Annotated in this window: 19 protein-coding genes and 1 tRNA gene; 14 read left to right on the forward strand and 6 right to left on the reverse strand. The window is 67.8% G+C overall.

All coding sequences use genetic code 11. The features are described 5' to 3' along the window. Positions 1-26: 26 nt before the first annotated feature. The 3 genes from A0O31_RS13115 to trpD are packed head-to-tail and all read left to right on the forward strand — an operon-like array spanning position 27 to position 2,401. Complete coding sequence (locus A0O31_RS13115) at positions 27-842, forward strand: anthranilate synthase component I family protein (protein WP_237259040.1); 816 nt, start codon at positions 27-29, stop codon at positions 840-842. Next, complete coding sequence (locus tag A0O31_RS06965) at positions 843-1,421, forward strand: anthranilate synthase component II (protein WP_071677241.1); 579 nt, start codon at positions 843-845, stop codon at positions 1,419-1,421. It begins immediately after the preceding gene. After that, positions 1,412-2,401: an anthranilate phosphoribosyltransferase gene (gene trpD / locus A0O31_RS06970; protein ID WP_071677242.1), complete on the forward strand. Its 990-nt coding sequence runs from the start codon at positions 1,412-1,414 to the stop codon at positions 2,399-2,401. Before A0O31_RS06965 ends, trpD begins: the two co-directional genes overlap by 10 nt. Here the strand turns inward: trpD and A0O31_RS06975 are convergent. Genes A0O31_RS06975 through A0O31_RS07000 form a run of 6 tightly spaced genes read right to left on the reverse strand, consistent with a single transcriptional unit; the run spans position 2,398 to position 7,209 of the window. After that, positions 2,398-3,624 (reverse strand): adenylosuccinate synthase, encoded by a 1,227-nt coding sequence (locus tag A0O31_RS06975; protein WP_071677243.1) that lies wholly within the window; start codon positions 3,622-3,624, stop codon positions 2,398-2,400. The two genes, trpD and A0O31_RS06975, sit on opposite strands and share 4 nt — an antisense overlap. A gap of 10 nt (positions 3,625-3,634) precedes the next feature. Further along, positions 3,635-4,522, reverse strand: coding sequence for an aldo/keto reductase (locus tag A0O31_RS06980; RefSeq protein ID WP_071677244.1), 888 nt, complete (start codon positions 4,520-4,522; stop codon positions 3,635-3,637). Then, positions 4,519-5,187, reverse strand: a complete 669-nt coding sequence (locus tag A0O31_RS06985; RefSeq protein ID WP_071677245.1) for a queuosine precursor transporter — start codon at positions 5,185-5,187, stop codon at positions 4,519-4,521. Before A0O31_RS06985 ends, A0O31_RS06980 begins: the two co-directional genes overlap by 4 nt. Then, positions 5,184-5,720 (reverse strand): hypoxanthine phosphoribosyltransferase, encoded by a 537-nt coding sequence (gene hpt, locus A0O31_RS06990; RefSeq protein WP_071677246.1) that lies wholly within the window; start codon positions 5,718-5,720, stop codon positions 5,184-5,186. Before hpt ends, A0O31_RS06985 begins: the two co-directional genes overlap by 4 nt. A gap of 5 nt (positions 5,721-5,725) precedes the next feature. After that, a complete protein-coding gene (locus A0O31_RS06995; protein ID WP_071677247.1) occupies positions 5,726-6,421 on the reverse strand; it encodes a pseudouridine synthase in 696 nt (231 codons plus the stop codon). Then, on the reverse strand, positions 6,421-7,209 hold the full coding sequence (locus A0O31_RS07000) for an enoyl-CoA hydratase/isomerase family protein (protein WP_071677248.1): 789 nt from the start codon (positions 7,207-7,209) through the stop codon (positions 6,421-6,423). The genes A0O31_RS06995 and A0O31_RS07000 overlap by 1 nt, the downstream gene beginning before the upstream one ends. 45 nt (positions 7,210-7,254) lie before the next feature. Here A0O31_RS07000 and truB point away from each other — a divergent pair, with 45 nt between their 5' ends. From truB to rpsG, 11 genes are all read left to right on the forward strand, one after another. After that, positions 7,255-8,193 (forward strand): tRNA pseudouridine(55) synthase TruB, encoded by a 939-nt coding sequence (gene truB / locus A0O31_RS07005; protein WP_071677249.1) that lies wholly within the window; start codon positions 7,255-7,257, stop codon positions 8,191-8,193. Between the two features lies 1 nt (position 8,194). Next, a complete protein-coding gene (ald, locus tag A0O31_RS07010) occupies positions 8,195-9,304 on the forward strand; it encodes an alanine dehydrogenase (RefSeq protein WP_071677250.1) in 1,110 nt (369 codons plus the stop codon). Position 9,305: 1 nt separating this feature from the next. After that, a complete protein-coding gene (locus tag A0O31_RS07015) occupies positions 9,306-9,647 on the forward strand; it encodes an Asp23/Gls24 family envelope stress response protein (protein ID WP_071677251.1) in 342 nt (113 codons plus the stop codon). Then, a complete protein-coding gene (locus A0O31_RS07020; protein WP_071677252.1) occupies positions 9,640-11,205 on the forward strand; it encodes a DAK2 domain-containing protein in 1,566 nt (521 codons plus the stop codon). The genes A0O31_RS07015 and A0O31_RS07020 overlap by 8 nt, the downstream gene beginning before the upstream one ends. Positions 11,206-11,302: 97 nt before the next feature. Continuing rightward, positions 11,303-12,076: a hypothetical protein gene (locus A0O31_RS07025; RefSeq protein WP_237258978.1), complete on the forward strand. Its 774-nt coding sequence runs from the start codon at positions 11,303-11,305 to the stop codon at positions 12,074-12,076. 195 nt (positions 12,077-12,271) lie between these two features. Next, positions 12,272-12,697, forward strand: a complete 426-nt coding sequence (locus tag A0O31_RS07030) for a 3D domain-containing protein (protein WP_071677254.1) — start codon at positions 12,272-12,274, stop codon at positions 12,695-12,697. A gap of 13 nt (positions 12,698-12,710) precedes the next feature. Further along, positions 12,711-13,826, forward strand: a complete 1,116-nt coding sequence (locus A0O31_RS07035) for an ABC transporter permease (RefSeq protein ID WP_071677255.1) — start codon at positions 12,711-12,713, stop codon at positions 13,824-13,826. 40 nt (positions 13,827-13,866) lie between these two features. Further along, a tRNA-Thr gene (locus A0O31_RS07040) sits at positions 13,867-13,941 on the forward strand. 215 nt (positions 13,942-14,156) lie between these two features. Continuing rightward, positions 14,157-15,281, forward strand: coding sequence for a transposase (locus A0O31_RS07045; protein ID WP_008632315.1), 1,125 nt, complete (start codon positions 14,157-14,159; stop codon positions 15,279-15,281). A 167-nt stretch (positions 15,282-15,448) separates the two neighbouring features. Next, a complete protein-coding gene (gene rpsL, locus A0O31_RS07050) occupies positions 15,449-15,862 on the forward strand; it encodes a 30S ribosomal protein S12 (protein WP_016328548.1) in 414 nt (137 codons plus the stop codon). 7 nt (positions 15,863-15,869) lie between these two features. After that, the gene (gene rpsG, locus A0O31_RS07055; protein WP_071677256.1) at positions 15,870-16,340 is read left to right on the forward strand and encodes a 30S ribosomal protein S7; all 471 of its coding nucleotides are present in this window, start codon (positions 15,870-15,872) and stop codon (positions 16,338-16,340) included. Positions 16,341-16,343: the final 3 nt, after the last annotated feature.

Below are 16,343 nucleotides of genomic sequence, written 5' to 3' on the forward strand. Positions count from 1 at the left end.
GGGGGCGGGCCCGGTTCCAGGCGGACATGGCGGAGGCGGCGTACCTCAAGGCGGTGGGGCGGGCCCTGGAGTACATCCGGGCCGGGGATATCTTCCAGGTGGTCCTCTCCCTAAGGCTTTCCTCCCCCCTCACCGTCCACCCCTTCGCCCTCTACCGGGCCTTGAGGAGCGTGAACCCGAGCCCCTACATGGGCTATCTGGACCTGGGGGAGGTCATTTTGGTCTCCGCCAGCCCCGAAAGCCTCCTGCGCTCCGATGGGCGCAAGGTGGTGACCCGGCCCATCGCCGGCACCCGGCCCCGGGGGAAGGACGAGGAGGAGGACCGGAGGCTTGCGGAGGAGCTTCTAAGGGACGAGAAGGAGCGGGCGGAGCACGTGATGCTCTTGGACCTTTCCCGGAACGACATCGGCCGGGTGGCGGCCTTCGGCAGCGTGCGGGTGGTGGAGCCTTTGCACGTGGAGTACTACTCCCACGTGATGCACCTGGTGTCCACGGTGGAAGGGGTCTTGGCGGAGGGGAAGACCCCCTTGGACGCCTTGGCCAGCGTCCTCCCCATGGGCACGGTTTCCGGGGCCCCCAAGATCAGGGCCATGGAGATCATTGAGGAGCTGGAGCCCCACCGCCGGGGGCCCTATGGGGGGAGCTTCGGCTATCTGGCCTACGATGGGGCCCTGGACGTGGCCCTCACCTTGCGCACCTTCGTCATCGCCCACGGGCAGATGCACGTGCAGGCGGGGGCGGGGATCGTGGCGGATTCCGTGCCGGAAAGGGAGTACCAGGAGTGCCTGAACAAGGCCAAGGCGCTCCTCAAGGCGGTGGAGATGGCGGAGGAGGGACTTTAGATGCGGGTCTTGGTGGTGGACAACTACGATAGCTTCACCTACAACCTGGTGCAGTACCTGGGGGAGCTTGGGGCGAGCCCCGTGGTCTGGCGGAACGACCAGTTCGCCCTCGAGGACGTGGAGGCCCTGGACCCCGACCGCATCCTGATTAGCCCCGGGCCCTGTACCCCCTTGGAGGCGGGGCTTTCCCTACCCCTCATCGCCCGCTACGCCCCCCGCTACCCCATCCTCGGGGTCTGCCTGGGCCACCAGGCCATCGGCATGGCCTTCGGGGGGAAGGTGGTGCCGGCCCCCGTGCTCATGCACGGGAAGGTGAGCGAGATCCACCACGACGGCACCGGGGTCTTCCGGGGGCTCCCAAGCCCCTTCCCCGCCACCCGCTACCACTCCCTGGTGGTGGTGGAGGTGCCGGAGGAGCTCAGGGTGAACGCCTGGGTGGAGGAGGCGGGGGGGCGCACGGTGATGGGCTTCCGGCACCGGGCCTACCCCACCCACGGGGTGCAGTTCCACCCGGAAAGCTACCTCACCGAGGCGGGTAAACTCATCCTCAAGAACTTTTTGGAGGACCCATGGAGGTAGTGCGGAAGGCGCTTTTGGGCGAGGTTTTGGCGGAGGAGGAGGCTTACCGCCTCATGCAGGCCCTGATGCGGGGGGAGGTTTCCCCGGTGCGGGCGGCGGGGGTGCTCACCGCCATGGCCCTAAGGGGGGAAAGGCCCCACGAGATCGCCGCCATGGCCCGGGCCATGCGGGAGGCGGCGAGGCCCTTGCAGGTGGACAGGCGCCCCCTTTTGGACATCGTGGGCACCGGGGGGGACCATAAGGGGCTCCTAAACCTCTCCACCCTGGCCGCCCTGGTGGCGGCGGCGGGGGGGGTGGCGGTGGCCAAGCACGGGAACCGGGCGGCGAGCTCCCAAGCGGGCAGCGCCGACCTCCTGGAAGCCTTGGGGGTGGACCTGGAGGCCCCGCCCGAAAGGGTGGGGGAGGCCATAGAGGCCTTGGGCTTCGGCTTCCTCTTCGCCCGGGTCTTCCACCCCGCCATGCGCCACGTGGCCCCGGTGCGGGCGGAGCTTGGCATCCGCACCGTCTTCAACCTTTTGGGCCCCCTCACCAACCCCGCCGGGGCGGACGCCTACGTCCTCGGGGTCTATAGCGAAAGGTGGCTTTCCCCCATGGCCGAGGCCCTGGAGCGGCTTGGGGCCAGGGGGCTTGTGGTCCACGGGGAGGGGGCGGACGAGCTCGTCCTCGGGGAGAACCGGGTGGCGGAGGTGGGGAAGGGGGTTTACACCCTCACCCCGGAGGCGGTGGGCCTGGAGCGGGCCCCCCTCGAGGCCCTCAAGGGGGGCACCCCCCAGGAGAACGCCGAGCGGGCCCGGCGCCTCCTGAAAGGGGAGGAGAAAGGCCCCGCCGCCCAGGCGGTGGCCCTGGCGGCGGGGGCGGGGCTCTATGCGGCGGGGGCGGTGGCTAGCCTCGAGGCGGGCGTGCGCCGGGCCCAGGAGGTCCTGGCGAGCGGCGAGGCCTACCTCCTCCTGGAGCGGTACGTGGCCTTCCTCAAGGCCTAGACCCAGCTCACCGCCCCGAAGGTGTCCTCCCGGCGGGGGCTCGTGGAGAAGAGGACCACGGGCACCCCCGTGTGCTCCTCAATGAGCTCCAGGTAGCGGAGGAGGCTTCCCGGGAGGTCCTCCCGGCCCTTTACCCCCGAAAGCTCCCCCCAGCCCGGAAGCTCCAGGTAGCGCACCGCCTCGGGCCTCGCCTCCCCGGGGCGGGCCCCATCCAGGTACTCCACCGCCACCTTCACCCGCTCCAAGCCGGAGAGCACGTCCAGCTTGGTGAGGGCCAGGCCGTCAAAGCCGTTCACCTCGCAGGCGTACCTCAGGGCCACCAGGTCCAGCCAGCCCACCCGGCGGGGCCTGCCCGTGGTGGTGCCGTACTCCCCGCCCTTCTCCCGCAGGTGGTGGGCCAGCGCCCCGTGGATCTCGGTGGGAAAGGGGCCTTCCCCCACCCGGGTGGCGTAGGCCTTGGCCACCCCGTAGACCTTGGTGATGGCCTTGTGGGGAAGCCCGGTGCCCACCAGGATACCCCCCACCGTGGGGTGGGAGCTCGTCACGTAGGGGTAGGTGCCGTAGTTCAGGTCCAAGAGGGTGGCCTGGGCCCCTTCAAAGAGGAGGCGCTTGCCCTTGCGCCAAGCCTCCCGGAGAAGGGCCCCGGTGTCGGCGATGTAGGGCTTGAGGATCTCCCGCATGCGGCGCAGGTCGGCCAGGGCCTTCTCCTCCGTGTCCCAGCCTGCCTCCCTCGTGGAGTTGGGCTTCTCGTAGAGGAGGCGGCGCACCCTTTCCCTCAGGACCTCCTCGTCCAGAAGGTCTCCCGCCCGGATCCCCACCCGCCTGGCCCGGTCGGAGTAGGCGGGGCCGATGCCCCGGCCCGTGGTGCCCACGAAGTTGTGGCGGCTTTCCACGTACTTGTGGTGGGGTAGGACCAGGTGGGCCCTTTCCGAGACCAGGACCTTGGGGTCAAACCCCTCTTTCCGCAGGCCTTCCAGCTCTTCCTGGAAGCGGAAGGGGTCTATGACCATCCCGTCCCCCAGGACGTTCACCGCATGGGGGTGGATGACCCCCGAGGGCAGGAGGTTGAGCTTGAAGACCCGGCCCTCCGCCACCACGGTGTGCCCGGCGTTGGCCCCGCCCTGGTAGCGGACCACGTAGTCCGCCTCCTGGGCCAAGGCGTCCACCACCTTGCCCTTGCCCTCGTCCCCCCACTGCGCCCCGATGATGGCGATCCCCGGCATCCCCTTAAGCTTACGATGCCCCCTCCAAAAGGGCCATCTCTTCCGGGGTGAGGGAGATCCTTAAGGCCATGGCGTTTTGCTGGGCCTGGTGGGCGTTTTTGGCCCCGGGGATGGGGAGGGCCCCTTTCTCCATCAGGTAGCGGAGGGCGATGGCGGCGGGGCTTGTGCCCTTGGCCTCGGCAAGCCCCTGGAGCACGGGAAGAAGGCGGCGCACCCAGTCCAGGAAGGGGCGGTACTTGCTCCCCCGGTAGCCCTTTGGGGGATGGTCGGGGTCCAGCTTGCCCGTAAGCCAGCCCATGGCCAGGGGGCTATAGGCCATGAGGGCGATGCCCTCCCGCCGGAGGGCGGGCAGGTGGGCCTCCCAGTCCCGTTGGAGGAGGTTTAGCTCCACCTGGTTGGCCCAAAGGGGCACCCGGTGGCGCTCCAAGACCCCCTTCACCGCCTCCAGCTGGGCTACGGAGCAGTTGGCCACCCCTACCCCCCGGGCGAGGCCCCGCTCGTGGGCCTCCGCCAGGGCCTCGGCCCAAACCCTGAGGGGCACGGGGGGCCAGGGCCAGTGGAGGAGGTAGAGGTCCACCGCTTCCACCCCAAGCCGCTCCAAGCTCCCCTTAAGCGCCTTGAGGAGGCTTTTCCTTGAAAGGCGCCAGGGGTAGGGGAAGAACTTGGTGACGAGAAAGGGCCTTTCCCCCGTCTCGGCCATGAAGCGGCCCAAGAGCCTTTCCGAAAGGCCGAACCCGTAGAACTCGGCGGTGTCAAAAAGGCGAAGGCCCGCCCGGAGGCTTTCCCGGAAGGCCTCCCTAAGCTCGGCCTCCCCATAGGCCTTGCCGTAGCCCCAGAAAAGCCGGTCCCCCCAGGCCCAGGTGCCCACGCCCATGGGGTGTTGCCAAAGCGGGTTCATGCCAGACGGAAGGGGTTGAAGTCCGTGTCCCTATCGTAAGCGTCCAGCCCCTCGGCCCGCTTGAGGAAGCCCACCACGCCGTAGGTGACCGGAAGCATCAGGGCCTCCACCCCCACCTTGAAGGCGTAGTTGGAGAGGAAGACGGTGAGGAGCACCTCGTTGGGGAGGACGCCGTAGAAGGCCACGAGGAGGAAGAGCCCCGTGTCCAGCCCTTGGCCCACCAGGGTGGAGCTCAGGGCCCTTAGCCAAAAGAAGCGCCCCTCCGTGCGCACCTTGAGCCTGGCCAGGACGTAGGCGTTGGCGAACTCCCCGGCGAAATAGGCGAGGAGGCTTCCCAGGACGATCCTGGGGGTGAGGCCGAGGAGGAGGCCAAAGGCCTCGCCATACCGGCGGCTTTCCCCATCCTCTGGGGTGGGGAGGGCGGCCACCCCTTGGAAGGTGAGGGTGGCGAGGACCAGGGCGAAGAACCCGATCCAGATAACCCGCCGGCTTTTGCGGTAGCCGTAGACCTCCGTGAGGACGTCCCCGAAGATGTAGGCCAAGGGGAAGAGCAGTGTCCCCCCGTCAAAGGTGAAGGGACCCAGGACCACGAGCTTGGTGGAGGCCACGTTGGAGACGAGGAGCACCGTGGCGAAAAGGGCGGTGATGAGGTCCAGGTACCTCATTCCTCCTCCGGGCGGATGGACGTGATGAAGGGCAGGTTCCGGTCAAACTGGGCCCTATCCAGGCCGTAGCCGTAGACGTAGGCGTCCTCAATCTCAAAGCCCAGGTAGTGGATGGGGACCTCCACCTGGCGGCGGGAGGGCTTGGAGAGGAGGGCGGCCACGCGGACGGAGTTGGGCTTGCGGGCCTCGAGGTAGTCCAGGAGATAGGAAAGGGTAAGCCCCGTGTCCACGATGTCCTCCACCACGATGACATCCCGGCCGTGAATGGGCAGCCTCAGGTCCTTGATGAGCTCCACCTCCCCGCTAGAGCGGTAGGCGTTGCCGTAGGAGCTGATGGAGATGAAGTCCAGGGTGAGGGGGAGGGGAATGGCCCGCACCAGGTCGGCCATGAAGATGAAGGCCCCGTTGAGCACGCAGATGAGGTGGGGGGTCTTCCCCTGGTAGTCCTGGGCGATCTGGGCCCCTAGCTCCTTGACCCGCCGCTCTATGGCCTCGGCGCTGATCTGCACGGGTCCGTTCCCCGGCGCAAACATGCCCCTTATTCTAGCCCCACCTGGCGCAACAGGGCCTTCTCCTCCTCCGGGGAAAGCCTCCGCCACCTTCCCGGGGGCAGGTCCCCGAGCCGGATGGGCCCCACCTGCACCCTTAAAAGCCGCCGCACCGGGTACCCCACGGCCTTGAGCATCCTGCGCACCTCCCGTTTCCGCCCTTCCCCTAGGGTGAGGAGGGCGCCGCCGGGAGCGGGGCGGCAGGCGAGGGCCTGGGCGGGGCCGTCCTCCAAAAGGACCCCCTTTAGGAGCCTCCGGCAGACGGCCTCCGGCAAGGTGCCCCTTTCGGTCCAGACCCGGTAAACCTTCACCACCCTGTAGCGGGGATGGGTGAGGCGGAAGGTGAGTTCGCCGTCGTTGGTCAAGAGGAGAAGCCCCTCGGAGTCCCGGTCCAGGCGGCCCACGGGGTGGAGGCCGGGGATGTCCGGCAGGAGCTCGTACACGGTCTTTGCCGCATGGGGATCAAAGCGGGTGGTGGTGTAGCCCTTGGGCTTGTGGAGGGCGAGGACCACCCGCTCGGGCAGGGCCACCCGCTGGCCCGCCACCTCCACGAGGTCCTGGGGCCCCACCTTCTGCCCCAGCCGGGCCACCTCCCCGTTCACCCGGACGAGGCCTTGCTGGATCAGGGCCTCCGCCTTCCGGCGGCTCGCCACCCCGGCCCGGGCGAGAAAGACCTGTAACCGCATCATGGGAACTGGGGTTCCCGCTTCTCCTTAAGGGCCCTGAGACCCTCCTCCAGCTCCTCGCCGGAAAAGCCCAAAAACTCCAAGGCCAGGGAGAGCTCAAAGTGGGGGAGGAAGGTGCGAAGCCAGTGGTTGAGAGCGCGCTTGGTGTGGCCCAAGGCTTCCTTGGGCCCCTTGGCCAGGCGCTCCGCCACCTCCAGGGCCCGCCCGTAGACCGCCTCGTCCTCCACCGCCAGGGCCACGAGGCCAAGCCTTTCCGCCTCCTCCCCGGTGAGGGGCTCGTGGAGGAAGAGGTGGTACTTGGCCTTGGCCAGGCCCACCAAAAGGGGCCAGAGGAGCACCGCATGGTCCCCCGCCGCCACCCCAAGGCGGAGGTGGCCGTCCAGCAGGCGGGCCTTCTTGCCCACCACGGCGATGTCCGCCGAAAGGGCCAGGGCGAGCCCCGCCCCCACCGCCACCTTCTCCACCGCCGCCACCACGGGCCTGGGGAAGTTGAGGGGCCCCAGGACCAGGTCCCTCGCCTCCTCCAAGACCCGCATCAGGGCCTTGCGGGAAGCGCGCATCTCCTCTATGAGGGCAAAGGAGCCCCCGGCGGAGAAGACGCCCCCTTCCCCCCTGAGGAGGACGGCGCGGAGGTGGGGGAGGGCCTCGAGGTCCCGCCACACCTGGGAGAGGGCCCGGTGGAGGGGGGGGTCCATGGCGTTGAGCTTCTCCCCCTGGAAGGAGATCTCCAGGACCCCCGGCCTGGGCCAGGCGAAGCGCAAGGAGGGGTAGCGCTCGGCTAGATCCATACGTCCATTCTTCCCGCCCCCTTCCGGTGATACAATCCCCTAGGCATGGCCCTCTACGCGGTGGACAAGCCCCTCCACCTCACCTCGCACGATGCGGTGGAGGAGGCGAGAAAGCGCCTCGGCACCCGCCGGGTGGGGCACACCGGCACCCTGGACCCCTTGGCCACGGGGCTTTTGCTCCTCGTTTCCGAGGAGAGCACCAAACTGGTGCCCTTCCTCTCCGGGGAGGACAAGGAGTACATCGCCTGGGTGTCCTTTGGGGCCACCACGCCCACCTTGGATGCGGAAGGCCCCGTGAGCGAGGAGGCCCCGGTGCGGTTTGACCGCAAGGACCTGGAAAGCGTCCTCCCCTCCTTCTTGGCCCTGAGGGAGCAGGTGCCGCCCCTCTACTCCGCCATCAAGGTGGGGGGCAAGCGGGCCTACGAGGCGGCCCGGGAGGGGAAACCCCTGGAGCTCGGCCCAAGGCCGGTGCGCTACGTGGAGCTGGAGCTCCTCGCCTTTGACCCAAAGCCCATTCCCCACCCCATCGCCCCTTCGGCCAAGGGGTGGCGGCTTGCGGAAAAGGGCGGGCGCAAGGTGGAGCTCCCCAAGCCCCTCGGGGACTACCCCACCGCGGTCATCCGCCTGGTGGTGGGCCCGGGCACCTACGTGCGGGCCTTCGCCCGGGACCTAGGGGAAAAGCTCAGGACCAAGGCCTTCCTTTCGGGGCTCGTGCGCACCCGCATCGGCAAGGTGGGCCTGGAGCGGGCGGTGCGGCTTTCGGAGCTTTCCCCGGAAAAGGCCATCCCCGAGGTGGATGTCCTGCCCTTTCCCGTGGTGGAGCTTTCCCACACCGAGGCCAGGCGGGTCTTGGAAGGGGTGCCCCTTCCCATTCCCGCCCTGGGCTACGTGACCCTGGTAGACTCCCGCAGGCGGCTTTTGGCCATCGCAGAGGGCGACGGCTTCAAGCTGAAGATCCGACGGGTGTTCGTAAAGGAGGCGTGAGATGATCATCGGCGTACCCAAGGAGATCAAGACCCTGGAGAACCGCGTGGCCCTGACCCCGGGCGGGGTGGAGAGCTTGGTGAAGCGGGGGCATACCGTTTGGGTGGAGCGGGGGGCGGGGGTAGGCTCGGGCCTATCCGACGCCGAGTACGAGCGGGCCGGGGCCCAGCTGGTAAGCCGGGAGGAAGCCTGGAAGGCGGAGATGGTGGTGAAGGTGAAAGAACCCCTGCCCGAGGAGTACCCCTTTTTGCGGGATGGGCTCATCCTCTTCACCTACCTGCACCTGGCGGCGGACCGCACCCTCACCGAGGCCATGCTCCGAAGCGGGGTCACGGGCATCGCCTATGAAACGGTGCAGCTTCCCGATGGCTCCTTGCCCCTTCTCGTTCCCATGAGCGAGGTGGCGGGGCGCATGGCGCCCCAGGTGGGGGCGCAGTTCCTGGAGAAGCCCCACGGGGGGCGGGGGGTGCTTTTGGGCGGGGTGCCCGGGGTGGCCCCGGCCAGCGTGGTCATCCTGGGGGGCGGTACCGTGGGCACCAACGCCGCCAAGATCGCCTTGGGGATGGGGGCCCAGGTGACCATCCTGGACGTGAACCACAAGCGCCTCCAGTACCTGGACGACGTGTTTGGCGGCCGGGTGGTGACCCTCACCGCCACCGAGGCCAACATCAAGAAGAGCATCCAGCACGCCGACCTCCTCATCGGGGCCGTCCTGGTGCCGGGGGCCAAGGCGCCCAAGCTGGTGACCCGGGACATGCTCCCCCTCATGAAGGAGGGCTCGGTCATCGTGGACGTGGCCGTGGACCAGGGGGGGTGCGTGGAGACCATCCACCCCACCACCCACGCCGAGCCCACCTATGTGGTGGACGGGGTGGTGCACTACGGGGTGGCCAACATGCCGGGGGCGGTGCCCCGTACCTCCACCTTCGCCCTCACCAACCAAACCCTGCCCTATGTGCTCAAGTTGGCGGAGAAGGGCTTGGAGGCCCTCTTGGAAGACGGGGCCCTCTTGAAGGGGCTCAACACCCATAAGGGCCTCCTCACCCACCCAGGGGTGGCGGAGGCCTTTGGCCTTCCCTACACGCCTCCCGAGGAGGCCTTAAGGAGGTAGCGTGCAAGGGCGTGTGACGGTGACGGAAACCGCCTTGGCTTCCTTGTTGGCCTTGGCGGCCCACGAGGTGCCGGGGGTGGTGGGCATGGCCCCGGCGGGCCTTAAGGAACAGGTGGTGCGCATCCTGGGGCGGCAGGAGGCGAGCGAGGGGGTGGTGGTCCGCCCGGACCCCACGAACCCGGGCAAGTACGCCGCCGACTTCTACGTGGTGGTCGCCTTGGGGGCCCGCATCCCCACGGTGGTGGAGTCCTTGGCGGAGCGGGTGGCCTTCGCCGCCAAGCACCTGGCAGGGGTGGAGCTTTCCCAGGTGCGGGTGCACGTGGTGGGGGTGGGGCGTGCGTAACTGGGCCCCAGGCGAGCTGGCCGAGGCCTTCCGCTACGCCACGGACTGGTTCCGGGTGTACGTGGAAGAGCTCAACGCCCTCAACGTTTACCCGGTGCCGGATGGGGATACGGGCACCAACATGCACCTCACCCTGCAGTCCGCCCGGCGGGAGTTGGACCTGGCCGACACCTCCAAGATGGCCGAGGTGGCCCGGGCCATCGCCTACGGGAGCCTCTTGGGGGCCCGGGGGAATAGCGGGGTTATCCTTTCCCAGATCCTGAAGGGCTTCGCCGAGGCCCTTCGCAAAAAGGAGGCCCTGGACCCCCCCACCCTGGTGGAAGCCCTGCGCCTGGGGGCGGAAACGGGCTACAAGGCGGTGATGAAGCCCGTGGAGGGCACCATCCTCACCGTGGCCCGGGCGGCGGGGGAGGGGGCGAAGGGGGATACCCTCGAGGCCGTCCTCACCTCCGCCCTGGAGGCGGCCCGGGAGGCCTTGGCCCGCACCCCGGAGCTCCTTCCCGTGCTCAAGCAGGCGGGGGTGGTGGACGCCGGGGGGGCGGGGTACGTGCGCTTTTTGGAGGGCATTCAAGGCTATGCCCTGAAGCTTCCCCTTCCCGAGCCCCCCAAGGTGGAGCGCTACGCCCAGACCGCCTTCGCCACCGAGGAGTTCGGCTATTGCACGGAGTTCCTCATGGAAGGGGTGGAGGTGCCCATTGAGAGGATCCGGGAGGCGGTGGCGCCCTTTGGGGATTCCCTCCTGGTGGTGGGGGCGGAAGGCTACGTGAAGGGGCACATCCACACCGACGACCCCGATGGCCTTCTCGCCGCCGTGGCCCGCTTTGGCCGCATGGTGCGGACCAAGGTGGAGGACATGCGCGAGCAGCACACGGAGATCCTGGCCATGGCCGGGGCTTCCGAGGTACCCCCGCCCCCCACGGGCCTGGTGGCCGTGGCCCTGGGGCACGGGGTGGCCCGGGTATTCCGCAGCCTGGGGGCGCGGGTGGTGGCGGGGGGGCAGACGCAAAACCCCAGCGTGGAGGACCTCCTTTCCGCCATCCGAAGCGTGCCTAGCCCCAAGGTCATCCTCCTGCCCAACAACCCCAACGTCTTCCTGGCGGCGGAGGAGGCGGCCAGGCTGGCCCGGGAGGCGGGCAAGGAGGTCTACGTCCTAAAAACCCGCACCCTGGGCCAGGGCCTGGCGGCGGCGGTGCGCTACCTCCCCGAGGCGGAGCCGGAGGAGCTCCTTCCCGAGATGGAGGAGGCGGCCAAGGGGGCGGTGACCCTCGATGTCACCTGGGCCAGCCGGGATGCGGAGGTGGATGGGCTTAAGGTCCTGAAGGACAAGCCCATCGGCCTTTTGGACGGGAAGCTCGTCCTGGTGGGGGAAACGCCGGAGGAGGTTTTAGAGGGCCTTGTGCGCCTGGCCAAGGAGGGGAAGGAGGTCCTCACCCTCTTCCTCGGCCCCAACACCCCCATGGAGAAGGCGGAGGAGGTGGCGGGCCGCTTCCCCGAGCTTGCCGTGGAGATCCTGCCGGGGGGGCCGGACCTCTACGCCTACCTGGGGGTCTTGGAGTAGCTAAAGGAATCCCTAAGCCATCCCCCTTTCCCTAGGGTTATCCTGAGGGGAAAGGGGGTTTTATGGGGCGCCTAGGTTTGGGACTTGACTTCTCTTGTTGCTGGCTTTGGCCGGGTGTGGCCTCGAGGCCGCACCCCCGGTGAGCGGGGACCTCCCGGTGGGAGGCTTCGCCATCGCCGACCTCCCCCCCGCCCAGGAAAGCGGGGGCCAGCTGAGGCCCGGGGTGAAGGTGTACCGCATCGCCCCTTCCGCCACCCAGGCCGTGCAGATAGCGGCGGTTTCCGCCACCTTGCAACTGAGCGGCCGGCTCCGCCTCGTCCTCTTGGACGCCCGGGGCGTGGTCCAAGCGGTGAGCGTGGCCCGGAACTGGTTCGCCGCCTACCCCGAGCTTACCCCCCTGGCCCTCCGACCCCAGATCACCCTGGACCCCGGCTACCGCCTGAACTTTAAGGGCGAGGGGGGGCAGGTCTACTACCTCCGGGTGGAGAACTACGCCCTAAGCGAGGACCGGGTGACCCTCTACGCCGAGGCCTTCACCCCCAACCCCGAAGGGCAAGGAGAGGCCTTCCTTTCGGGGACGAAAACGGGGGCCATAGAGTTTGTGGGCGAGTTTGACCTTTACAACGTAGCCTCGGCCTCGGCCACGGACTACTTGCGCTTCACCTATACGGGCCCCCTGGACCTGGTGGCCCTGCTCTATAACAGCCGGGAGGACCTCTACCCCCGGGTCCTGGACCCGGTGGCGAACTGCGCCCCCGTGTCCCCGGCCACGCTTTTGGAGGTGCGGGACCGGGGCTTGGTGCGGGCGGGGTTTAACGAGGAGGGAAGCGGGCGGTACACCCTCACCCTCTCCGGCACCCCCTGCCCGTAGCCCCTTTGAGGAGGATGAGGCTAAGCTAAAGAGTCCTTAGTGTTTTCTAATCAACCCCCGCCAGAAGTTGTCCCTATCTGGCGGGATTTTTAAAATATTAAAACGAATCTAAAAGGCTCAGCGCCCTACTCCATGAGGGAAAGCCCTCATGGTTCTCAGAGACCTCCTGGCTTTGTCCGCATACTTGGGGGCGCTATGCGGGGTTTAGCCACGGCGCTCCTCTTGGCCCTCGCCATTGCGGGGGGCTTCGCCCAGGAGGCGAAAAGGGTCCTGGTTCTCCAGGCCACGGCCTACACTTCCAGCGTCCGGGAAACCGACGCCACACCTTTTGTGACCGCCACGGGGATGCGCACCCGGCTTGGGGTTTTGGCGGTGAGCCGGGACCTCCTCAAGGTGCTTCCCTACGGGACCAAGGTGCGCCTTCGCGACCTAGGGAGCGTGTACGGGAGGGGAAAGGGCCAGTTTGACTACCTCTTCCAAGGCCGCATCTTCGTGGTGGCGGACGTGATGCACCCTAGGATGCGGGAAAAGGTGGACGTCTGGCTCCCCGACCGGGCCACGGCGGTGCGCTTTGGCCGCCGCTTGGTGGAGCTGGTGGTGGTGGAGTACCCTAGGCGCTAGGTATCCTGGCGTCGTGCGCTTCGCCCTCTTCCTCGCCTGGGCCCACCTAAAGCGAAGACCGCTTCAGACCGCCTTGGCCCTTTTAGGGGTGGGGGTGGGGGTGGCGGTGCTCCTCGCCGCCCTTTCCCTCACCAACGGTTTCGTGAGCGGCCTGGTCCGGGCCACGCTCAAGGCCTATCCCCACCTGGTCCTCTTTAGCCTTGGGGCGGAGCTTCCACCCCTCCCCCTCCACCCCGAGGTGGAGCACGCTGCGCCCTTCGCCGCCACCAAGGCCCTCCTCACCCGCCCGGCGGAAGGGGCCCGGGGGCCCGGGGTGGACTTTGCCACCCTGGTGGGCCTGGGGGAAGGGGGAGAGGCCCTCTACCCCGAGCTCGGCCTGAGCCTGGAGCCCGGGGGCATCTACCTGGGCTCGGCCCTGATGCAGTCCTTGGGGGCGGTGGTGGGGGACCGGATCTATGCCCTCTCCGCTACCCAGGAGCGGGTGGCGCTTCGGGTCTTGGGGTCCTTTCGCACGGGGAACTACCTTCTGGACGCCGGTTACGCCTTCGTGGACCTGAAGGCTGTGGAAAAGCTTTCGGGCCTAAAAGCCCAGGGCTACCAGGTGCGGCTGAAGGACCCCTGGCGGGCCAAGGAGGTGGGGCTCGCCCTGGCGGGTACCCGCTTCTTCCCCCAGGCCTGGCAGGACACCCAGCGCACCCTCTTGGAGCAACTCTCCCTCCAAAAGCGGGTCTTGGGCATCCTGGTCTTCCTCATCGTGGCCGTGGCTGCCCTGGGGGTGGCGAACCTCCTGGTGCTCAAGGTGGTGGAGAAGACCCCAGAGATCGCCCTCCTCCGGGCCATGGGCGCCTCCAGGACCACCGTGGGCTTGGTGTTCGCCCTCGAGGGGGTCTTTTTGGGGGCGGGGGGCGTTCTCCTGGGCAACCTTCTCGGCTACCTCCTTTGCCTCTACCTGGCCCTTCGGCCTTTGGACCTCCCGGGGGAGCTCTACTTCCTCACCCATTTGCCGGTGGAGATGCGCCTTTCGGACTTCTTGGTGGTGAGTGGGGCAAGCCTTCTCGCCACCTTCCTCTCCTCCCTCCTTCCCCTTTTCCGTGCCCTCCGGGTCCAACCCGGGGTGGTCCTGCGGTAGTTGCGCAAGCGGGGCTTGTATCCTAAACTCTTCTGGGCGGGCCGGTGTAGCTCAGCGGTAGAGCAACCGCCTCGTAAGCGGTAGGCCGCCGGTTCAAATCCGGCCACCGGCTCCAAAAGCCCCCGCCTGCGGGCGGGGGTCTTTTTTGGAGGACTTTACCCACATCTCCGTTTCGTGGTAAATCTCCCCTTGCGGGCGCAGCCCGTATCTGGTACCGGGGGTGATCCATGGACATGCTCAAGGTGGCCGAGGCCAGGCTCCAGGAGTTCACGGGCCGTTTTGCGAGCGTTTTCCCCCGATAAGCGCCTCCACCGACGGTTTGAAGAGGTGGTGCGGGGCGCCTTGGCCGCAGGCTCAGCCCGGGTGAGCGAGATGGTGGCCTCGCTCCCTTCTCCCCTCCAGAACCGCTTCCACCAGGCCAAAGCCCTTTACCGCTTCCTGTCCAACCCACGGGTGGAGGCAGAAGCCCTCCTTGACCGGGTCTATCAGGAGAGCGCGACTGCCCTGGAGGGTGAGGAGGTTCTGGTCCTCCTGGACCTGAGCCCGGTGGCCAAGCCCTATGCCCGGGCCCTGGAGGGGATAGCCCGGGTGGGGAAGGATAGGCGGCCCGGGTACGAGCTCCTCACCGCCCTGGGGTTGGACCCCGCGGGGCGGCTGGCCCTGGGGTACGCCCACCTGGTGGCCTACGGGGAGAGGGGGTTTGCCAGCCTGCCCAAGGAGGTGGAGGGAGCCATTGAGGCGGCCCGGGAGCGATTGGGGGGCGTGGGCAGGAGGCTGGTGTATGTGGCGGACCGGGGGTTTGACGACCGGAAGGTGTTTGGGCAGGTGCTGGCCCTGGGGGAGGAGTTCGTGGTGCGGGTCTACCGGGACCGGAAGCTTGGGGAGGGGGGTTCTCTGGCGAAGGTGGCTTCTTCCCTGGCCCTTCCCTGTGGGGAGGAGGTGGAGCTGAGGGTAGGGGGCAGGTACCAGCGGGTGCGGCTCCACTTCGGATGGAGGGAGGTGGAGGTGGAGGGGAGGCGGCTCCACCTGGTGGTCTGCCGGGTGCCAGCCCTGGGGCGGCGTGGGGAGTGGTGGCTACTGACCAGCTTGCCGGTGAGGGGGAGGGAGGAGGCGGCGCAGGTGGTGGAGGCGTACCGCAGGCGGTGGGAGGTGGAGCGGTTCTTCCGGCTTTTGAAGACGGGGCTGGGGCTTGAGACCTTCCAGGTGCGGGGGCTTGCCCGGATCCGGAAGGTGGTGGCGGTTTTGCTGGGGCTGGCGGTGTTCCTTTGGGAAGTTGAGCGGTTGGGGGATCCGTTCAAGGGGTTTCTTTTGCAGCTCGGGGGCAAGCTGGGGCTGCCCAGCGAGAGGGATGGTCCGTACCTGCTCCTGAGGGGCCTGGTTCGCCTGCTCAACTATGAAGTCACCCAAGAACTCTTGAAGCAGGCTAAGGGAGGGCGAGGAAGGAGTTTTGGGTAAAGCCCTGTTTTTTGCGCTTGCCAAAAGGGCTAGAGCCGTGTACACTAGGCAAGTTGAGGGCCCTCAGGGCCAGCCCCTGGTCCTGAGGGTGGTGCCCTGTGCGGGCTAAACCGGGAATCTTCCCGGGTGGATCTTGAGAACATGGGGGCAAGTCCAAGAAGAAGGGAGTGGTGGCACTGCCGACGATCAACCAGCTGGTCAGAAAGGGCCGCGAGAAGGTCCAAAAGAAGAGCAAGGTTCCGGCCTTGAAGGGCTCGCCCTTCCGCCGGGGGGTGTGCACGGTGGTGCGCACGGTCACCCCCAAGAAGCCCAACTCCGCCTTGCGGAAGGTGGCCAAGGTGCGCCTCACCTCGGGGTACGAGGTCACTGCCTACATCCCCGGCGAGGGGCACAACCTCCAGGAGCACTCCGTGGTCCTTATCCGGGGCGGCCGTGTGAAGGACCTTCCGGGTGTGCGCTACCACATCGTCCGTGGGGTCTACGATACCCAGGGCGTGAAGGACCGGAAGAAGAGCCGCTCCAAGTACGGGACCAAGAGGCCCAAGGAGACGAAGGGCGCGGCCCCGGCCAAGAAGAAGTAGGTGAGCTATGGCGCGGAGAAGAAGAGCAGAGGTACGCCAACTCCAGCCCGACCTGGTCTACGGGGATGTGGTGGTGTCGGCCTTCATCAACAAGATCATGCGGGACGGGAAGAAGAACCTGGCCGCCCGCATCTTCTACGAGGCTTGCCGCATCATCCAGGAAAAGACCGGGCAGGAGCCTTTGAAGATCTTTAAGCAGGCGGTGGAGAACGTAAAGCCCCGCATGGAGGTGCGTTCCCGCCGTGTGGGTGGGGCCAACTACCAGGTGCCCATGGAGGTGTCCCCCCGCAGGCAGCAGTCCTTGGCCCTGCGCTGGCTGGTGCAGGCGGCCAACCAGCGCCCCGAGCGCGGCGCTGCGGTGCGCATCGCCCACGAGCTCATGGACGCCGCCGAGGGCAAGGGCGGGGCGGTCAAGAAAAAGGAGGACGTGGAGCGCATGGCCGAGGCCAACCGCGCCTACGCCCATTACCGGTGGTAAGCC

It is taken from the genome of Thermus brockianus, from assembly GCF_001880325.1.
Lineage (GTDB): Bacteria > Deinococcota > Deinococci > Deinococcales > Thermaceae > Thermus > Thermus brockianus.

Excerpts from the sequence above, each read along its gene's own strand:
- A0O31_RS07030 (WP_071677254.1), top strand. The coding sequence starts at position 12,272 with ATGCGGGGTTTAGCCACGGCGCTCCTCTTGGCCCTCGCCATTGCGGGG.
- rpsG (WP_071677256.1), top strand. The coding sequence starts at position 15,870 with ATGGCGCGGAGAAGAAGAGCAGAGGTACGCCAACTCCAGCCCGACCTG.
- truB (WP_071677249.1), top strand. The coding sequence starts at position 7,255 with ATGGCCCTCTACGCGGTGGACAAGCCCCTCCACCTCACCTCGCACGAT.
- A0O31_RS06985 (WP_071677245.1), bottom strand. The coding sequence starts at position 5,187 with ATGAGGTACCTGGACCTCATCACCGCCCTTTTCGCCACGGTGCTCCTC.
- ald (WP_071677250.1), top strand. The coding sequence starts at position 8,195 with ATGATCATCGGCGTACCCAAGGAGATCAAGACCCTGGAGAACCGCGTG.
- hpt (WP_071677246.1), bottom strand. The coding sequence starts at position 5,720 with ATGTTTGCGCCGGGGAACGGACCCGTGCAGATCAGCGCCGAGGCCATA.
- A0O31_RS06980 (WP_071677244.1), bottom strand. The coding sequence starts at position 4,522 with ATGAACCCGCTTTGGCAACACCCCATGGGCGTGGGCACCTGGGCCTGG.
- A0O31_RS06975 (WP_071677243.1), bottom strand. The coding sequence starts at position 3,624 with ATGCCGGGGATCGCCATCATCGGGGCGCAGTGGGGGGACGAGGGCAAG.
- trpD (WP_071677242.1), top strand. The coding sequence starts at position 1,412 with ATGGAGGTAGTGCGGAAGGCGCTTTTGGGCGAGGTTTTGGCGGAGGAG.
- A0O31_RS06995 (WP_071677247.1), bottom strand. The coding sequence starts at position 6,421 with ATGCGGTTACAGGTCTTTCTCGCCCGGGCCGGGGTGGCGAGCCGCCGG.
- A0O31_RS13115 (WP_237259040.1), top strand. The coding sequence starts at position 27 with ATGGCGGAGGCGGCGTACCTCAAGGCGGTGGGGCGGGCCCTGGAGTAC.
- A0O31_RS07000 (WP_071677248.1), bottom strand. The coding sequence starts at position 7,209 with ATGGATCTAGCCGAGCGCTACCCCTCCTTGCGCTTCGCCTGGCCCAGG.
- A0O31_RS06965 (WP_071677241.1), top strand. The coding sequence starts at position 843 with ATGCGGGTCTTGGTGGTGGACAACTACGATAGCTTCACCTACAACCTG.